This is a genomic window from Xenorhabdus sp. XBWT (genome assembly GCF_059072735.1).
Genome location: NZ_CM180990.1, coordinates 1337525 through 1356435 on the forward strand (window position 1 = coordinate 1337525; position 18911 = coordinate 1356435).

Sequence of the window (18911 nt, forward strand, 5' to 3'; positions counted from 1 at the left end):
ATCATTGTAACGATATTAGTGAAAAATGAGGAAGTAAGCAGAGAAATCACGAGATAATTTCTTTTTATCCAATTTAATTAAAATGCATATATTTAAATTTTAGGATTTTAATTTATTTAATTAAAATATATCGGAATTTAATTTCGAATTTGGTCTTTTTTGTAAATTTTACGGAGTGAAATTTGATATGAGCACATTTCTGTGCTCACTTGGTGTAACTATTTATGATTGTGATTATAAGGGGTGTTTGGCGTGGTCGGGAATTTTAATGAGATAATGCATTGAAATTTCATCATAAATTTTATTCATGCTTTGTTCAAAGATACTTTGTGACAGCAAAGTATTGAGAAGTTGTTGTTGTGTATTGGATGTAAATGACTTTTTCACATATACAGAGATTATTTTTTCTACCAGTGATGCTATGTCATACTCAAACTTATCTTTCGGTAAAAAATAAGTTGAAGCCTCTACTACATCTAGGTTTGGAACGATTGAGTAGATGCCATTTAATGCAGCTTCTAAGGGAGTAATACCCAAAGTTTCATAGCGGGATGAGCATACAAAAATAGCCTTTTTTTTGATTGCATTAAATATACCTAATAAGTCTGATTGGGGTAGCTTATGTAAAATTAAAAAGTATTTCCTGTATTCTATAGGGATCATAGAAAACAGAGCATTTCTTCTGATACTATATTGCTCATCATCACCTAAAATTAATATTTTTACCGGGATACTCTTTTCCAATAAGCTAAGAGAGGCATTAATTAATAACTCTATGTTTTTAAAATAATCCAATCGGGCAACCGCGGTGAATAATAAAATTTCCTCTTTTTTTATTTTTATGAATTCATTGATATCTTGATGTAATATACTGAATTCTTTATTTTTGCTAGAAAACATAGGTGGATTGATCTGTTTTATTTTTTCTTGGCGAACGCCTTTGCTCAATAAATAATTACCCTGAAGAGTTGAATGTTGTATAATAAAACACTCTTGATTGACTAAAGTATTAATTCCTAAAGCTTGTTGTTTATAAAGATGAACAGCCTTTTCTTTATTCTCAAACGCTAGGTAAGACTCATCTTGGGAATAATTATTTTGGAAGTCCTCGACAAAAGGCCCATGATGCGTTACCCCACAGGGTATATTTTCTGGGTGATAAGGAATAAGAGTATCTGTTTGATAATAAGTAAAAATATTTGATTTCTTTTGCATATCACCTTGGGCGAGAAGTGATAGGCATTGATCTAAGGCATCTTTAATATCTTCTGGATTCATAGAGAAATTGAAAAATAATTTAACATACTTTATGCCATTTTTTTCTAACTGATTAATTTTAGGAACTAATAGAGACTCATCTCTTTTATAGAGTATAAATCCAGCAAATAACTGCTTATCTATGAAGAAATCAGCTATTTTTATAGTGAATGATGTTGCTCCTACTTTAAAACCATCTGCATAGTGGTTTGATATGTATTTCTCATTAATGACTATCGCGATAGTCATTTTTTCATTATCTGACAATTGATGTTTCATTTGTATACTCATCTGATATCTATAGTTATTTTGATATTGGGTAGTGATAATAGTAAAGGCAAAATTCCCGGTTACGCAGATATGCTGAAAAGCATAAATATCAAGCGACAATTTGCTAAGAGCCGAATGAAATAGGCTTTTATTTTCTGGGGTTAAAGTAGACTGATAGCAATAATAGTCTTTTTCATTAAATCAATTCATTGATACTACTCATAATGAAACCATGGAATTGTTTTTTAGATATACTTATGTAACGGATGAAATTAAATTATTTTTTATATTAAAGGTGTATTTAATTTTGTTATTAATTTATTTTAAATGGTTTTCATATGTTACCATCACATTATATAATAATTATTATTTTTAATAATTCTTTAGATTATTTAATTTATATTATTCAGTGCATTATTTATTTTGGATTTTATTTGGATCTTAAATTTTTTATTTGAATTTTATTTGGATTAAGGTAATTTAATTTAAGTCGATTTGACGTAATTTTATTGATAATCTTACTTATTATTTAATAATTTTTTTTCATTGATATTAATCTTATATAGGCAGTAAAGTAAAATGTCTCAGGTGTTTTTTGTTGACAAAATGGAACAGTATTTGAAAGATTGGAATGAAAATGGATATATCATTATTGAGTCTGCTATTAGCAAGGAGATGGCAAATAAGACAGTAGATACAATATTTAATTTTCTGGAAATGAATAAAGAAAAAAACAGTGATTTTTATGATACAGAAATACGCTCTCGATCAGGAATAGATGAAATGGGGCGTATTCCTTTCTATCATCATCAAACTTTATGGGATAATCGCCAGAATCAGGCGATTTATTTGGTATATGAGAAAATATTTGGCACAAAGGATCTTTTAGTAAGTATTGACCGGGTAAATATGAATCCACCTATTACCGATAGTTGGGAATATGAAGGATTTATTCATTGGGATATTGATGTATCAATGCGGCCATTAGAAACGAAAATACAAGGTTTACTGAGTTTGACGGATGATGATGGTACTTCTGGCGGGTTTCAGTGTGTTCCTGGCTTTCATAAAGTCATTGATGAATGGTTAGCCAAACAACCCAAAGGCTATAATAGCCGGTTTCCTGATACAACAGGAATGAAAATAGAATCCATTCCGTTGAAGGCGGGAGATTATGTTATTTTTCATGGTGCATTACCTCATGGTAATAGGCCAAATACGTCTGGAAAACCAAGATTAGCTCAATATTTTTGCTATTTTCCCCGTATTGAATTGTCGGAGCAGAAAATTAGAGAACGTATTTTGGCATATAAACAAGGATTACCGACAACATCTATCACAGGTAAATCTTTTCCAAGAAAGAAAGCCGATCAACAAAATACCTCTTATATTAAACTAACAGAACTAGGTAGGCGGCTATTAGGGTATGCACGATAAGTTTTCGGCTTCCTATAATTGAGGTTTTTTTAATGGTGAAAAGGGCATAATGGATGGAGAGAAAATGATATATTACGTAGAGAATAATATTGATGTTTCAATTATTCTTCCCAGGTATCATGAATGTTATTCAGTTATTGAAAAAACAATACAGAGAATCAGACAGATTCAAAACGTATTAAAAGTGCAAATAATTATTGTTAATGATTCAAATAAAAATAGTTTTCATGATTCAGATATTTTAAAAATAAAGAAACAGTATCCAGATATTTTGGTTGTTTCTAATTGTGGGAATTATGGCAAGGGCTATAGTATTCGGCGAGGTGTTGATTTGGCAAAGGGGAAATATGTTTTCTATACAGATATTGATTTCCCGGTAAGAGAACATGATTTTTTTAACGCATACCGAAAAATTGAAAAATCTAATATTGATTTAGTAATTGGAGAACGTTTTTCAAAGAATAAATCTAAAGCGAATATTTATCGAAAAATAACAAGTAAATGTTTTTTAAAGATAGTTAACCTGTTATTAAGATGCAAAGTATCTGATTCACAATGCCCATTCAAAATGATGAAATCCGAATTGGCAAAAGAAATATTTTCTAAACAAAAAATAAAGGGATATGCCTTTGATGCTGAAGTTATTTATCTGACAAAAAGACTGACTAAAACTTTACATCAGCTTCCTGTTGTTTGGGAAGATACAAGAGAAAACTGGAATTTAATTAAAACGTTACGTAATTATGGTGTGATGATTTTTGAAGTATTTTCCATAAAAATATATTGGATTATTAATGATCCAAAGATTAGCTAACTTTGTTTTTAAATAAAAAGCATTAAATAATAAAGCGTTGAATAAAAATCCATCATAAAAACTTTAAGGAACATTATTATGAATTTCCCTCACTGGCCTTGCTTTGCAGAAAAAACGCTTAAAGATATTCAAGTTCCACTTTTGTCTGGACAAGTTAATTATTGGACTGGAAAGGAAGGCATGGAATTTGAAAATAAATTTGCCAGTTGGATTGGTGCAGAAATGGCAATTTCCTGTAACTCAGGAACTTCTGCCGTGAATATTGCAGTTGGTGCATTGAATATTGGCCCGGGCGATGAGGTGATAGTCCCTTCTTATACTTTTATTGCCACCTCTTTTGCAGTTTTACAATGTGGAGCCATTCCTGTTTTTTGTGATACGACAGAAGAGCACACTATTGATCCTGACAAAATCGAGTCGCTGATTACTTCTCGCACTAAAGCGATCATTGTTGTCCACCTTTATGGCGTGGTATGTGATATGGATCCTATTATGGCTATCGCACGCAAACATAATCTCAAAGTGATAGAAGATAGTGCGCAATGTTTGGGTGGAAAATATAAAGGACAATCAATCGGTACAATCGGTGATGTTGGAACTTTTAGCTTTTGTCAGTCAAAACATTTTACGACAGGCGGAGAAGGGGGCATGGTTGTCACCAATAATACGGAAATTGGTTGGGAATGCCGTGCCTATCGCGATCATGGCTTTGATGTAAGGAAAAAGTTCGATCTTCTCGCTTTGGAGGAGGTTTCATGGCATGTACATAACCGTATTGGTTATAACTATCGCATGACTGAAATTCAATCGATCATCGGGATTAATGAACTGGAACGATTTGATGATTGGAATATGAAAAATCGTCAGCAATATGCCAAGATTTACGATGAAAAATTAGCCGATATTGATTTGATTGATAGTTTACCTTTAAATTCTGAGGACAGATGCAATGCTTACTGGTTATATCCGATAATTTTTGATCTGAGCAAATTAGATTGTACGGCTGAAGTTATTCTGAGTGACTTGAAAAAGATAGGTGTTCCTGCGTTTAAGATCCAGTGGCCGGAAGCTTATGGAGAAAAAGTATTCCGGGAATTGCGTGGTTTTGGTTCATCGAATTTCCCTTTCCATTCTACAGAATACACCTCACCGGAATCGGTCAATTACTGTGAAGTAGTGTGTGAAACAGCACGTTCTTTATTGCCCAGAACAATCAGCCTGTATTTGCATCCTAGCTGGAGTGAAGAACATATTGTTTATTGTGCGGAGCAATTGATTACTGTATTGAACAGTCACCGAGTTGGTTGATTTTGTAGCGGGAAGGGTTTTGGCTTCCCGCTTTTACACATTAACTTTCACCATTCCGCCATTTCCCACGAACAAAGTATTGTTTATCGGTTCAGCTTATTGGATTATAGAGGATTATGTTAAAGCGCTTTTTGCATTGAGGAAAAAACGATGAGTGAGGCAGATGCCCGTCCGACAAACTTTATTCGTCAGATTATTGACGAAGATCTGGCAACGGGTAAACATACATCCGTACATACCCGTTTCCCACCTGAACCCAACGGTTATCTGCATATCGGTCATGCTAAGTCGATCTGCCTGAATTTCGGCATCGCTCAAGACTATCAGGGACAATGCAACCTACGTTTTGATGATACAAACCCGGTTAAAGAAGATATCGAGTACGTTGAGTCGATTAAAACTGATGTTCAGTGGCTGGGTTTCCAGTGGAGCGGCAATATTCGTTACTCTTCTGACTATTTCGATACTCTGTATCAATACGCCATTGAGTTAATCAACAAAGGACTGGCGTATGTCGATGAATTGAGCGCCGACGAAATCCGTGAATATCGTGGGACTTTGAAACAACCGGGTAAAAACAGCCCGTATCGTGATCGTAGTGTGGAAGAAAATTTCGCCCTATTTGAAAAAATGCGATCTGGTGAATTCGGAGAAGGTAAAGCGTGTCTGCGAGCCAAAATCGATATGGCATCTCCGTTCATCGTGATGCGCGATCCGGTGATCTATCGCATTAAATTTGCAGAGCACCATCAATCGGGCAATAAATGGTGTATCTACCCGATGTACGATTTCACGCACTGTATTTCTGATGCACTGGAAGAGATCACCCATTCCATCTGTACACTGGAATTCCAAGATAACCGTCGTCTGTATGACTGGGTATTGGATAACATCACGATCGATTGCCATCCGCGCCAGTACGAGTTTTCTCGCCTGAATCTGGAATATGCGGTGATGTCGAAGCGTAAACTGAACCAATTGGTGACAGAAAACATTGTTGATGGTTGGGATGATCCGCGTATGCCAACCATCTCTGGTTTGCGTCGCCGTGGCTATACTGCTGCATCTATCCGTGAATTCTGCCGCCGCATTGGTGTAACGAAGCAGGATAACAATGTTGAAATGGCTTCATTGGAATCTTGTATCCGTGATGACCTGAATGAAAATGCACCGCGCGCGATGGCGGTTCTTGACCCCGTTAAACTGGTGATTGAGAACATGCCGGAAGGTGAGGTGATCCTGACGATGCCTAACCATCCGAACAAACCGGAAATGGGTAGCCGTGAAGTTCCATTCAGCCGCGAACTTTGTATTGACCGTGCGGATTTCCGTGAAGAAGCAAACCGTCAATATAAGCGTCTGGTGCTGGGGAAAGAAGTGCGTCTGCGTAATGCGTATGTGATTCAGGCTGAGCGTGTTGAAAAAGATGCAGAAGGCAACATTACAACGATTTATTGCCGATATGATGAACAGACCCTGAATAAAGATCCGGCTGATGGTCGTAAAGTCAAGGGAGTTATTCATTGGGTAAGCTCTTCACATGGTGTACCAGCGGAATTTCATCTGTATGACCGCTTGTTCAGCGTACCAAACCCGGGTGCGGAAGATGACTTCCTGTCTACTATTAATTCAGAATCGCTGGTGATCCGTAAGGGCTTTGTGGAGCCTGGTTTGGCAAGCGCATTGCCGGAAAAAACCTACCAGTTTGAGCGTGAAGGTTACTTCTGTGCTGATAGCCGTCTCTCAAGTGCTGATCGTCTGGTGTTTAATCGCACGGTTGGTCTGCGTGATACTTGGGCAAAAATCTCACAGGGATAATACAGCTCAGGTTAACTCGCCTGTGACACTAAAAAAGCGTGATTATTTCCACGCTTTTTTTTATGTTTAAAAGCATTGTAATGAAAATTAACTCGTCCAGTTAAGATTAAAAGTTGCCTTATAGTCACATATTGTTTAGGGTTATTGCCTGTTCAGGTTTGTACAATATTTACCCAATGAAAAGAATAATAAATTCGGACGAGGTAATTTATGAAAACCGTTAAATTACGTACTTTGGCAGCACTCATCACGGTAGTTGGATTTATTGGAAGTTCTCATGCGGAAATGTCATCCTCAGCATCACTACGGATGTCACCACAACAAGTAGTGGATTCACTGAGCCAGTTAAAAGTTAATTTTAAAATCATTGATAATCAGGCCGGATCACATGGCACAGATTGCGCCATACTTGGTGCGGATTCGGCTGCTTGTAATCGGGTTAATATCACCTTGATTAATGGTAATCAAGCGATCCATTCTGCTGATTGGGCGATCTATTTTCACAGCATTCGCCAGATCCTGAAACTCGATAATGACCAATACAAAATCACCCATATTACGGGGGATTTACATAAATTGGAGCCGACAGAGAAATTCAATGGCATCAACGCGAATGAAAAGATTGTCCTGCCAATAATCGGAGAGTATTGGCAAATTTACAGTACAGATTTTATGCCTCGCTGGTATGCGACTTCCGGCGATGCCGTCCCTAAGATACTGGCGAATACCGATACAGAAGACATCAGTCAATATTTATCTGATCTGGAAGGTGAGCTGTGGAAACGTATCACGGAAGATCATAATACTCTGATGACACCTGAAAATCGTTTTGCGAAAAACCAATCGGTGGTAAAAGCGAGCGAGGGTAAACTGCGTGGACAGATTATCCCCACACCGAGAGAACTTTCCATTCATTCTCAGGATGTCGATTTATCCCGGGGCGTGAAATTAGAATTGGGCGGGGTGGGTGATAAATCTATTAAGGTGATCAGAGACCGTTTCAAATCCCATCATATTCCATTAGCGGATAACGGCTATCATATTGCGACTCAAATTAATGCAAACAAATTCACCGGTAACTGGCGAATAAAGGGCGCTTATTCGTTGGAAATCACAACCAAAGGAGCACAGATAGTTGCATTTGATCAATCTGGTGTCTTTTATGGTCTGCAATCTCTGTTTTCCTTATTGCCCGCCAACGGCACACCTAAAATAGCCACATTGAGGGCAAAAGATGCGCCGAGATTTGAATACCGTGGCGTGTTCCTTGATGTAGGGCGCAATTTTCACAGCAAAAAAGCCGTTTTGCGTCTGCTCGATCAAATGGCTAACTACAAGTTGAACAAATTCCATTTCCACTTGAGTGATGATGAAGGTTGGCGTCTGGAAATTCCCGGCTTACCGGAACTGACAGAAGTTGGTAGCCAGCGCTGCCATGATCTAAGCGAGACTAAATGCGTATTGCCACAATTGGGATCTGGGCCGAATAACAATAACATGGGCAGCGGTTATTTCAGTCGTCAGGATTACATTGATATTCTGAACTACGCTAAAGCTCGCCAGATAGAAGTGATCCCGGAAATTGATATTCCGGCTCATGCCCGTGCCGCTGTTGTATCAATGGAAGCGCGTTATAAGAGGTTAATGGCACAGGGTAAAGAACAAGAAGCCAGTGAATATCGTTTGCTTGATCCGACTGATACCTCAAACACCACATCCGTACAGTTTTACGATCGCCGGAGTTACCTTAATCCGTGCATGGATTCCTCCAAGAAATTTATCGATAAGGTAATAAGCGAAATTGTTGCCATGCATAAAGAAGCCGGATTGCCGTTAACTACATGGCACTTTGGTGGGGATGAAGCAAAAAATATTCGTTTGGGCGCAGGGTATCAGGATAAAGACGGTCCAATTGTGCCGGGAAAAGGGATTATTAACAAAAAAATCGAAGACAAACCGTGGGCTAAATCCAAGGCTTGCCAGAAGATGATAGCGAAGGGTGTGATTAAAGATGTTGATGAACTCGCCAGCTACTTTGCCATTGAAGTCAGTAAGATCGTCAATACTCACGGTATTGACACAATGCAGGCATGGCAGGACGGCTTGAAGCACGCCAAATCAGCCAAAGACTTCGCCACTAAACATATTGCGGTAAACTTCTGGGATACCCTCTACTGGGGGGGCTATGATTCGGTGAATGACTGGGCAAATAAAGGTTATCGGGTCGTTGTTTCCAATCCTGATTATGTCTATGTCGATATGCCGTATGAAGTTAATCCGAAAGAGCGTGGTTATTATTGGGCAACTCGGTTTAATGATGAGGAGAAAATTTTCAGCTTTGCTCCGAATAACCTGCCACAAAATGCAGAAACATCGGTAGATCGCGACGGCAATAACTTCAATGCCCACAGCAATAAACGCTGGCAGGGTGCTTATGGAATGTCAGGGCAATTGTGGAGTGAAACAGTACGAACGGATGAACAGATGGAATATATGATTTATCCGCGTTTACTGCCGTTGGCGGAACGGGCATGGCATCGAGCGGGTTGGGAGTTGGATTATCAGCAGGGAAGAGAATTTAAAGGCGGAATAACGCGTTATGTCGATATGGCTGAGTTTCATCATGACTGGGTACGTTTTGCCAATCTGATAGGGCAGAATGAACTGGCTAAATTGGATAAGGCCAATGTTTCGTACCGTTTGCCTGTGCCGGGTGGCAGAATTGTTGGGGGAGTCTTTGAAGCCAATATTGCATTTCCGGGTGTTGTTATCCAGTATTCATTGGATGATGGCAAAACATGGCAGGTTTACGATGACAGGCAGCGCCCCTATGTCACTGATAATGTGAAAATTCGCTCAGTCAGTACCGATGGGAAACGTTTTAGCCGGATAGAAGAAGTAAAATTTTAACGCATAAAGCGAACTGCCGATTAGCTTAGCTAATCGGCAATTGCTATTCAAACTAAATGAAATACCAAAAGCAAATTACATCATTACTTCTCTATTACATTTACTTTTTATGAATTTTCATCATGCAGAGCGCTATCTTTGCGACAATCACCAACAGCACAGTGACCGTATAAATAAAGGCTATGGTTTGAAAGCTTAATTTTATAACGGTCAGCAATGATTTTCTGACGTTCTTCGATAAACTCGTCATTAAATTCAATGACTTTACCGCAATCAAGGCAAATCAGATGGTCATGGTGATGTTGCTGAGTGAGTTCAAAAACCGATTTACCACCTTCAAAATTGTGGCGAGTGACAATGCCGGCATCATCGAACTGGTTCAACACGCGATAGACAGTGGCGAGGCCAATCTCTTCACCGATATCAATCAGTTTTTTGTAGAGATCCTCCGCACTGACATGATGGCATTCTGGGTCCTGTAGCACTTCCAGAATTTTTAGTCGTGGAAGTGTTACTTTAAGTCCAGCATTTTTCAATGCTTTATTGTTGTCGGTCATGCGGATTCAGTCCTGTAACTTGAGTTAAGTGAAATTATGATACTTAGGTGTATCGTGAGGGAATCATAATTCTGTTTCACGTTGCTGATTATAGGCATGGATATTCAAAATGAAAACCATGCCAGACCTGATATCATGACACATTATGCAAGAATAATCCTGCGGGAAAGGGAAACTTATGCCCCCAAAATCTCTGATAGACTCATTTCGGTCTTGATTTTCTGCACCCAAGCTTCAACTCGTTCATCAGTCAATTCTGGCTGACGATCTTCATCAATGGCCAGACCGATAAAGTGATTGTCATCGGCCATGCCTTTAGAGGCTTCAAAGTGATATCCTTCGGTCGGCCAGTGGCCTACGATAATGGCGCCATTAGGCTCAATAATATCGCGAATGGTGCCCATAGCATCACAGAAATACTCTGCATAATCTTCCTGATCACCACAGCCGAACAGAGCAACAAGTTTTCCTTCAAAGTTGATCTCTTCCAATGTCGGGAAAAAATCATCCCAATCACATTGAGCTTCACCATAATACCAAGTTGGGATGCCAAGCAGCAGAATATCAAAGGATTCAATGTCTTCTTTGCTGCTTTTGGCAATATCGCGGACTTCAGCAACATCAGCACCGCCCAATTTTTCTTGGATCATCTTGGCGATGTTCTCTGTGTTGCCTGTATCGCTGCCGAAGAATATACCTATTATTGCCATAAAATGGGTTAACCTCTTGTTTTATATGTGCATTAAGCCTATGCACATTGCGCTGAAATCAGCAGGAAAAATGTTAGTTTTAATAAAATGAAAAGCGTTATTTTGACCAAACATCCATGACAAATCTGTCAGATTTGTGTGGTGATAGCGTTTCATTGCTGTTGAGTAAAATCAGTTAATCGGCAAGGTGATTTTTTTCTGCCAGTTGAGCTAACAGCATCTGTTCAATCAGCTCACTGCGACTAATATTGCGCTGTTTTGCCAGATGATTCAGTGCATAGACAGCATCTTCGTTGAGCTTGAGTTCTACTCGACGCAGTCCTTTGACTTTATCCCGTCGCAACTGATTACGTTTATTGATCCTAAGCTGCTCATCTCTGGACAGCGGATTTGTTTTAGGTCGCCCTGGCCTGCGTTCATCTGCGAACAAATCCAGTGTGGTGCGATCAGTTTGTTCTTTTGCCATAAATTCAATTGATAAAGGGCGTGTACCAATAATATAGCGGGCAATAATACCTTAGCTGGACGCGTGTCGCTACTGGTTGATGGGGGAGATTGTTAGAATCAACATTTATGATGTAAGCATTTTTCGTATCATGCGGGTAAGAAAATCAAATCATTTATTAGTGTTGCTAATTATTTGCAAAGTGCAAAATTAGTTGGCAGAAAAAAACTTAATGGTGATATTTCTGGCGATACTCTTTTGGTGTCAGCCCATTGTAACGTTTAAATAATTCCCTGAAATAACGGGTATCTTCATAACCCACTTCATGGCTGATCTCTTCAATGGTTTTTTGGGATTTTTCCAGCCAGAGTTTTGCCTGTGACAAACGGATCTGCTGGATATACTGGATTGGTGTTTTTCCTGTGGCGATTTTGAAGCGGCGTTTCATTTGCCGCTCACAAAGATGGATCTTATTGGCTAAATCAGTGACGGATAAAATTTCAGAAGGAAAAGCATGCATCCAGTCTTGCAGTTTGTGGATCAATACATCGTCATGTTGGCGATATGGCGTAAAATTGACGGAATCTGACGATAATTCGCTGTCATTTTCACCTAACAGAAATTTTGCACATTGATCTCTGGCATATTGTCCATAAATTAACTCCACAATATTTAACATACAACTACCACCGCCGTAAGCGTTCGAGATACAAAAACGGTGATTGTCACGAATGACCTTTTTATCACTATAAAGCGGAATATGAGGAAACAACGTTTTGAATTCAGAGGCAAAATGAGGGTGAATGGTTGCACTTGCCTGCAATAATCCTGCTTTTGCCAGCATGAAAGTGCCTGAACATATTGAAACGATGGGAATGTGTTTTTTATCCATAGTCCTGAGCCATTCCATGATTTCCTGTGAACAATGCCGTGGTTCCCATTCAGGAAAACCCAATGAACCGATCAGAATGATATCGGGTTTCAGATCCTTTAAGTGGAGAGAATTGGGAAGAGGGGGGTAAAGAATACGGTGGGGAGAACTGTCGGTATCATTACGGAAGGAAGTATAATCAGCCACCATAAATAGACTATTGGTGTCATTTATTTGTGGGTTTGCAGGGGAAATAATGTTGACATGGGGAATAGCGCCGCCAATGGTGTTGGCGGCAATGGTCAGTATTTCAATCGGCATGGCAACCGATGTAACAGATGTGTGAGAAAAAACCAATGCAGTGATAGCGACTTGTTTCATATTTATATTCTCTTCCTTAAGAACATTCTGTTATATTAATTTCAGAATGAAATTAATTCTAAGGGGAAATAAGCCTTATGTCTCCAATGAATTTTCCGTCTTGATAATCACTTAGTCTGCTGATGCCAAAGTTGGGCGTATAAACCGTCTTGCTGCACAAGGGCATCGTGTGAATCTGATTCAACAATTTTTCCCTGATCCAAAACGAAAATTTTATCGGCATGGCGAATGGTATTCAGCCGATGGGCAATACTGATCACTGTTCGGTTTCGGCATATTTCATCCATATTGCTCATGATGGCAGCTTCAGATTCATAATCCAGTGCAGAAGTGGCTTCATCAAGGATCAGGATCTTTGGGTTACTCAGCAATGCCCTTGCCAGTGCGATACGTTGGCGTTGCCCGCCAGAAAGGTTATTCCCTTTTTCACCAACAGGGTGGGCGAACTTATGGGGAAATGTACTGATGAAATCAGTCGCCCCTGCTAAGGCAGCTGCCTGATAGACTTCTTCATCACTGGCATTGGGTTTGCATAAGCGAATATTGTCCGCGATGCTGCCGGAAAATAGAATGCTTTCCTGTAAGACAACACTCATGTTGCGTCGCAGCGATACAGGATCAGCAATCGCCAAATCCATGCCATCCACCAAAACCTGACCATGTTGTGGCACATATAGGCGCTGTAATAATCGGGTCAGCGTACTTTTGCCTGAACCTGACGGCCCTGTAATGCCGATAAATTCTCCGGCCTCAATTGCCAGTGACAGGTTCGCCAGAACTTCAGGTGTATCAGTATGATAGCGGAAGCGAATATTTCTGAATTCAATCTGGCCTGCCAGTTCGGGTGCCGATGCCAGCCCTTGCTTACTGTGTTCCATAGGTTCATCAAGAATATCGCCGACCCGTCGCAGGGCGATCAGCGTATGCTGAAAATCTTGCCAGACCTGAGCCAACCGCAGGATCGGCTGGGTAACGTGCCCCGCCAGCATATTGAAAGCAATCAATTCACCCGGAGACAAATCACCATCAAGCACACCTCTGACACCCCACCACAAAAGCAGTGCCGCAGCAACTTTCTGGATCAGACTGATTCCTTGTCCTGCTACCAGTCCGCTTTTCTGGGCGGAAAAACGTTGGATCAACTGTTGACTCAACACTTTTTTCCATTGGTACAAAAAGCGTTTTTCCGTTGCGGTAGTTTTGATGGTTTCGATGCCTGTAATGGCTTCGGTCAGGAAACTAACGGCATTGGCATCAGATTCATACTCTTTTTCTACCTTTCGCCGAATGATTGGCCCGATGGTGATCCAGAGCAGGAAATAGAGCGCCAGAGAACTTATCACGATCCATGTCAGCAGGGAGGAGTAATGAAACATGACTCCCAGAAACAGAATGATGAAAATCAGATCAAGCAGCAGCATAAGCGTAGAGCCAGTCAAGAACTGACGGATCTGTGTCATTTCCCGGACGCGGGAGATAATTTGGCCTGTCTGACGTTGCTTGAAATAGGGCAGGGGTAATCCCACTAAATGGCGGTAAAGCCTGCCGGAAAGTTCCGAATTGACTTGGCTGGCCATATGCCCAAACACGGTGTTGCGAAGGAAGCTGTATAAGGGTTCAGCCAATGCCAGTGACAGCATCGCCATACCGAGGACATGCAGACTAGAGATACTCCGCCCGACCAGTACCTTATCAATAACGTTTTCAAACAGCAAAGGTGATGCCAGTGCGAAAAGCTGCAACACAATGGCAAACAGGAAAATATCCCGCAATTGGTTTTTTTGCCTGAAAATGGAAGGATAAAACCAGCTCATTCCGAATTTGACCTGTTGCTTGGTCAGGGACTTATCTGCCACCAGCAGTATTTTATATTCGCTCAGTTCTTTGGGTTCACTTAGCGCTTTATGCTTTTTGGGTAAGTGATGTATTTCTTGTTTTCCGGTAGTGGGATCAAACACAGTAAATCCGTCAGAATGGATTTCTGATAATATCCACCAGCGCTGTTCCAACTCAATTAATGCAGGTAAAGGTATTGTGGCAGCAGTTGCGGGAGTCAGGCGATCAAATTTGCTGTGTAGTCCGAGCGAATCAGCGGCTTCACGTAGTTGCGGATCTGTCAGCATCAGGGAATCCAGCCCCAGCACATGGTGTATTTGTTCGACAGAAGCCACTTTGTGAAATTGTTTCCCCAAATAGGCAATGCACTCCAAAGCATGATTTTGCAGAGTGGAATCCGCGCCACTGGTAAAGGAAAAATTGTCAGTCATGATTATTTCTCCCTCAATGCTTCAGATTGATATTCCTGAATCGGGCTGAGCAGATAATCAATAACCCGCCGCTGATCCGTTTTGATTTCCGCAACGATGGACATACCTGCCGTGATTTCGACTGGTTTTCCATCCACCATAATATTGTTCTTCCTGAGGCTGATTTGGGCAGGGAAAACCAGACCCAATCGCTCATCCGTGGCGGAATCCCGTGAAATACTCAATAACTCTCCCTCAATCGTGCCGTAGCGGGTATAAGGGAAAGCATCGACCTTGACCGTGACATGCTGTCCGGCGCGGACAAAACCGACATCTTTGTTCAGGATCTGGACTTCAGCAAGCTGGACATGATCATCCGGCGCAATCACCATCAAATTCTGGGCAGGCTGTAGAACTGCACCGAGAGTATGGACACTCAATTGCTGGACTGTGCCGGTTACAGGAGAACGTACAATCTCCAGTTCTTCCCGCTCCTGTACTTTGGACATTTCCTGTTTCAGTACAGCCAATTGCATTTCGGCCTGTTTTCTTTTCTCAAACCATTCCCGCTCTTTTTGTACTTTTACACTTTTTAAACGTTCTTCCAGACTTTTGTATTGAGTGATTAGAACACTCAGATCCGATTTTTGCTGGGCGATCAGCCTTTCTGTTTCCAGAAATTCCTTCTCTTGTTCCAGATATTCCACCTTGCTGATGACCTGCTTTTGGCTCAAGGTTTTTCGCGCCTGTAAACGCTGGCTGATGTTTTCGCGCAGATTTTTCAATGACTGAATATCACTATCCCGCGCTTTCTGAGAAGTGACATTGATCTCCATTTCTGCGTAGATATTGGTGATGCTTGAATCGAATTCCTGTTTTTCGTGTTGATAATGCTTCAGGATCTTTTCCTGTCTGCCCTCAGGTTGTTGCTGGAAAAGTGGCAGGGATTTGGGATCATGTTTTCCGAGCAGGGCCTGATAGCGAATCTCTTCTTCTGTCAGATAATCACGTTGTTCGATCAGACGGGCAATATCCTGATTAACCCCCAGTGTGTGGAGTGTAATCAACGGCGCACCTTTCTCAATGTGCTGCCCATTTCCCACATGAATGGCAATAATGCGACTCTGTTCATAAGCCTGAATGATTTGGGAACGGCCAGAGGCAATCAGTTGTCCGGTTGCGGTGGCCTGTACGTCTAATTTCCCCAGACAGGCCCAGAGCAGGGCACCCAGAACTCCAATACTCAGGGTTATCGCTGTATAACGGGCGAACGGGGAAGGCGGACGTTGTGATAACGCCAAATGCGTCGGCAAAAAATCATAATCGGGGGAAGGCGCACGTAACCTTTCCATTCCTTTGCGTAACATAACCTTAGACATGGAAATGGCTTTAAGTGTGGAAATAGCCTTAAGTGTGAAAACCGTCTTAAGCGTAAAAATCGCTTTAAGCATGGGAAGGCTCCTCTTGCTTTAATTCTTGTTGTAATTGCCAAAGTTTCCGGTAGTGCTTGCCCTGTTGCAGAAGTTGTTCATGGCTGCCTTGTTCAATGATTTGGCCTTGGTGCAATACAATAATCCGGTCACATTGACGTACCGTGGAGAGTCGGTGTGCAATGGTGATAACTGTCCGGCCCTGGGAAATATCTGCCATATTGGATTGAATAACGGCCTGTGATTCGTCATCCAGCGCGCTGGTGGCTTCATCAAGGATCAGGATTTTTGGATCTGAGAGCAGCGTCCTGGCAATGGCCAGACGTTGCCGCTGACCGCCTGATAAGGACTGACCACCTTCAGCAATCACCGTGTCATAGCCCATTGGCAGCTTGAGAATAAAATCGTGTGCACCCGCGAGCTTTGCAGCCTCAATCACTGCGGACAACGGGGCATCAGGGCATGATTGTGATAAATTCTCATAGACTGTTTTATTGAACAGAAAATTTTCTTGCAGCACGATACCGATCTGCTGTCGGATAGATTCAATATTGAGATTCTGTAAAGGAATGCCATCCAACATGACGGCCCCACTTTCCGGGGCATAAAGCCGCAGCAGCAAACGTGCAAGAGTACTTTTACCCGAGCCGGAGGTTCCCACGATACCCACGGTTTCACCCGCCCGGATATTCAGCGTGAAATGGTGAATAGTGGGGGGTAAATCGGGTTGATAGCGGAAGACAATATCAGAGAGTGAAATGGCTCCCTGTAATTTAACTTGTTCATTTCCTGCTTGATATTCTGTCGGCAGGTTCAGCATATCTCCCAGTTTATCAATGGCGATGCGAGAACGGATAAATTGCCCCCAGAGCTGCACCAGTTTGGACAATGGTTGTTGGGTATGGCTTACCATCATATTGAAAGCAATCAGCTGACCGATGGTCATATGCAGGGAAAGAACTTCTGAAGCGCCAAGCCAGATAATCACGGCGCTGGTGACTTTTTGTAACATCATCACAATATGACCGGAGCGATTATCCCATTGCTGTACATCATAGCTGGTGCTGACCATCTTTTCAGTCTGGCTATCCCAGCGACGAATAAAGCGAGGTTCAGCCGCAAGGCTTTTCAACGTCTCGGCACCCGCGACGGTTTCGGTCAGGAAAGAAGTATTAATTGCTGCATGAGTGAACTGTTTTTCCACCGCCTTTTCGATTTTTGGGGTAACCCACCACGCAAGCAGAACATAAGCAGGTATGGTCAGCAGAAAAAGCAGGGTCAGCATACCGGACAGCAGGCTCATGACGTAGATAAAGACAAACATGAACAAAACATCGATACACAGTGTGAACATGGAGCCGGTTAAAAACTCCCGAACGGTTTCCAGTTCCCGTACCCGTGTCACAATTGCTCCCACTTGACGGGTTTTGAAAAACAGTAATGGCAGGCCGAACAGGTGCTGAACCAGTTTCAGTCCCAGTTTTATATCAATCCGGTTGGCGGTGTGGGCATACTGGTATTCGCGCAGCCCCTGAAGGATCACTTCAATCAACCCGGCAACCACCAGCCCAAAGATCAGTACATCCAGTGTAGAAAATGCCTGATGGACGAGAACCTTGTCCATGACCACTTGCACCACCAGAGGAGAAATAAGTGCCAGAATCTGGAGAACGAAAGAAAACAGGAGTATCTCCGTGAGGTTTTTCTTTTGTCTGACAAATTCAGGAATAAACCAACGAATATTAAATTGGCTACTTTTTTGTTTTATTTTCATCCATCTGCCACTCCACAAATTGATAAATTCTGCTTTATCTAATATCTCTGGTTTTTCCTGATAAGGTTTTTGAATCAATACCCGTTGTTCATCATATTTTGCCAGAATGAAAGGCTGACCATCAATGCCGAATAAAATAGCAGGTAGCGAAATGGCTTCTAACTTCTTATTTATAGAATATTTATTTTTAATTTTAATATGATATTCTTTTTGTATTTTGTTTAAGGCAGAAATATAATCATCATTATCACTTAAGCTTTTATTGTGTGTGTCAGTATGATTTCTATTAGATATCATTATTATTAATTTAATTAATGATATTGTTTTTCTTTCTGTTTTATTCATTAAAGGAAATCTATTTTTAATAACAATCGAATCTCCGGTTAAGGAGATAACCTGAAAATATTATGGCATTTTTTTATAAAATAAGTTAAATAAATCCTGCAAAGTACATTATCTGCTATCAAGGAGTCTATGAGTGTTGGTCATTAGGACAAAATGCAGTGGTTAAACAGACATTTTGCACTTTATGTCTTGATTTTATCAGGTGAATAGATATATTTTCGGTCAAAGTAGTCTGCAAATCATTTTATTTATCAGCGCATATTTTACTTACCATTTTGCTTTTTGATTCAGCTTATTCTGCTCAGGAAGTTGTAACAATAAAGTTAAATCATAAATGA

General features: G+C 40.8%; 13 protein-coding genes. 5 read left to right on the forward strand and 8 right to left on the reverse strand.

The features are described from left to right. Positions 1–234: 234 nt before the first annotated feature. A complete protein-coding gene (locus AC5JQI_RS06085) occupies positions 235–1536 on the reverse strand; it encodes a glycosyltransferase (protein WP_493914054.1) in 1302 nt (433 codons plus the stop codon). A 570-nt stretch (positions 1537–2106) separates the two neighbouring features. Here AC5JQI_RS06085 and AC5JQI_RS06090 point away from each other — a divergent pair. The 5 genes from AC5JQI_RS06090 to AC5JQI_RS06110 all read left to right on the forward strand — a co-directional run bounded on the left by AC5JQI_RS06090 (position 2107) and on the right by AC5JQI_RS06110 (position 9814). Then, positions 2107–2964 (forward strand): phytanoyl-CoA dioxygenase family protein, encoded by an 858-nt coding sequence (locus AC5JQI_RS06090; RefSeq protein ID WP_493914055.1) that lies wholly within the window; start codon positions 2107–2109, stop codon positions 2962–2964. Positions 2965–3013: 49 nt separating this feature from the next. Then, on the forward strand, positions 3014–3778 hold the full coding sequence (locus tag AC5JQI_RS06095; protein ID WP_493914056.1) for a glycosyltransferase: 765 nt from the start codon (positions 3014–3016) through the stop codon (positions 3776–3778). Positions 3779–3856: 78 nt separating this feature from the next. Then, entirely contained in the window at positions 3857–5086 is a 1230-nt protein-coding gene (locus AC5JQI_RS06100) for a DegT/DnrJ/EryC1/StrS family aminotransferase (RefSeq protein ID WP_493914057.1), read from the forward strand. A 150-nt stretch (positions 5087–5236) separates the two neighbouring features. Continuing rightward, positions 5237–6904 (forward strand): glutamine--tRNA ligase, encoded by a 1668-nt coding sequence (gene glnS, locus AC5JQI_RS06105; protein WP_493914058.1) that lies wholly within the window; start codon positions 5237–5239, stop codon positions 6902–6904. 210 nt (positions 6905–7114) lie between these two features. Continuing rightward, the gene (locus AC5JQI_RS06110) at positions 7115–9814 is read left to right on the forward strand and encodes a beta-N-acetylhexosaminidase (RefSeq protein ID WP_493914059.1); all 2700 of its coding nucleotides are present in this window, start codon (positions 7115–7117) and stop codon (positions 9812–9814) included. A gap of 107 nt (positions 9815–9921) precedes the next feature. Here AC5JQI_RS06110 and fur read toward each other — a convergent pair whose 3' ends face one another. From fur to AC5JQI_RS06145, 7 genes are all read right to left on the reverse strand, one after another. Next, positions 9922–10371, reverse strand: coding sequence for a ferric iron uptake transcriptional regulator (gene fur, locus AC5JQI_RS06115; protein WP_323854288.1), 450 nt, complete (start codon positions 10369–10371; stop codon positions 9922–9924). Positions 10372–10547: 176 nt separating this feature from the next. After that, positions 10548–11081 (reverse strand): flavodoxin FldA, encoded by a 534-nt coding sequence (fldA, locus tag AC5JQI_RS06120; RefSeq protein WP_237385969.1) that lies wholly within the window; start codon positions 11079–11081, stop codon positions 10548–10550. A 175-nt stretch (positions 11082–11256) separates the two neighbouring features. After that, positions 11257–11547 (reverse strand): LexA regulated protein, encoded by a 291-nt coding sequence (ybfE, locus tag AC5JQI_RS06125; RefSeq protein WP_237385970.1) that lies wholly within the window; start codon positions 11545–11547, stop codon positions 11257–11259. Positions 11548–11755: 208 nt separating this feature from the next. Continuing rightward, positions 11756–12778 (reverse strand): GlxA family transcriptional regulator, encoded by a 1023-nt coding sequence (locus tag AC5JQI_RS06130; RefSeq protein ID WP_493914060.1) that lies wholly within the window; start codon positions 12776–12778, stop codon positions 11756–11758. A 107-nt stretch (positions 12779–12885) separates the two neighbouring features. Then, on the reverse strand, positions 12886–15045 hold the full coding sequence (locus tag AC5JQI_RS06135) for a type I secretion system permease/ATPase (protein ID WP_493914061.1): 2160 nt from the start codon (positions 15043–15045) through the stop codon (positions 12886–12888). Positions 15046–15047: 2 nt separating this feature from the next. After that, positions 15048–16475, reverse strand: a complete 1428-nt coding sequence (locus AC5JQI_RS06140) for an HlyD family type I secretion periplasmic adaptor subunit (RefSeq protein ID WP_493914062.1) — start codon at positions 16473–16475, stop codon at positions 15048–15050. Continuing rightward, positions 16468–18573 (reverse strand): peptidase domain-containing ABC transporter, encoded by a 2106-nt coding sequence (locus tag AC5JQI_RS06145; RefSeq protein WP_493914063.1) that lies wholly within the window; start codon positions 18571–18573, stop codon positions 16468–16470. Before AC5JQI_RS06145 ends, AC5JQI_RS06140 begins: the two co-directional genes overlap by 8 nt. Positions 18574–18911: the final 338 nt, after the last annotated feature.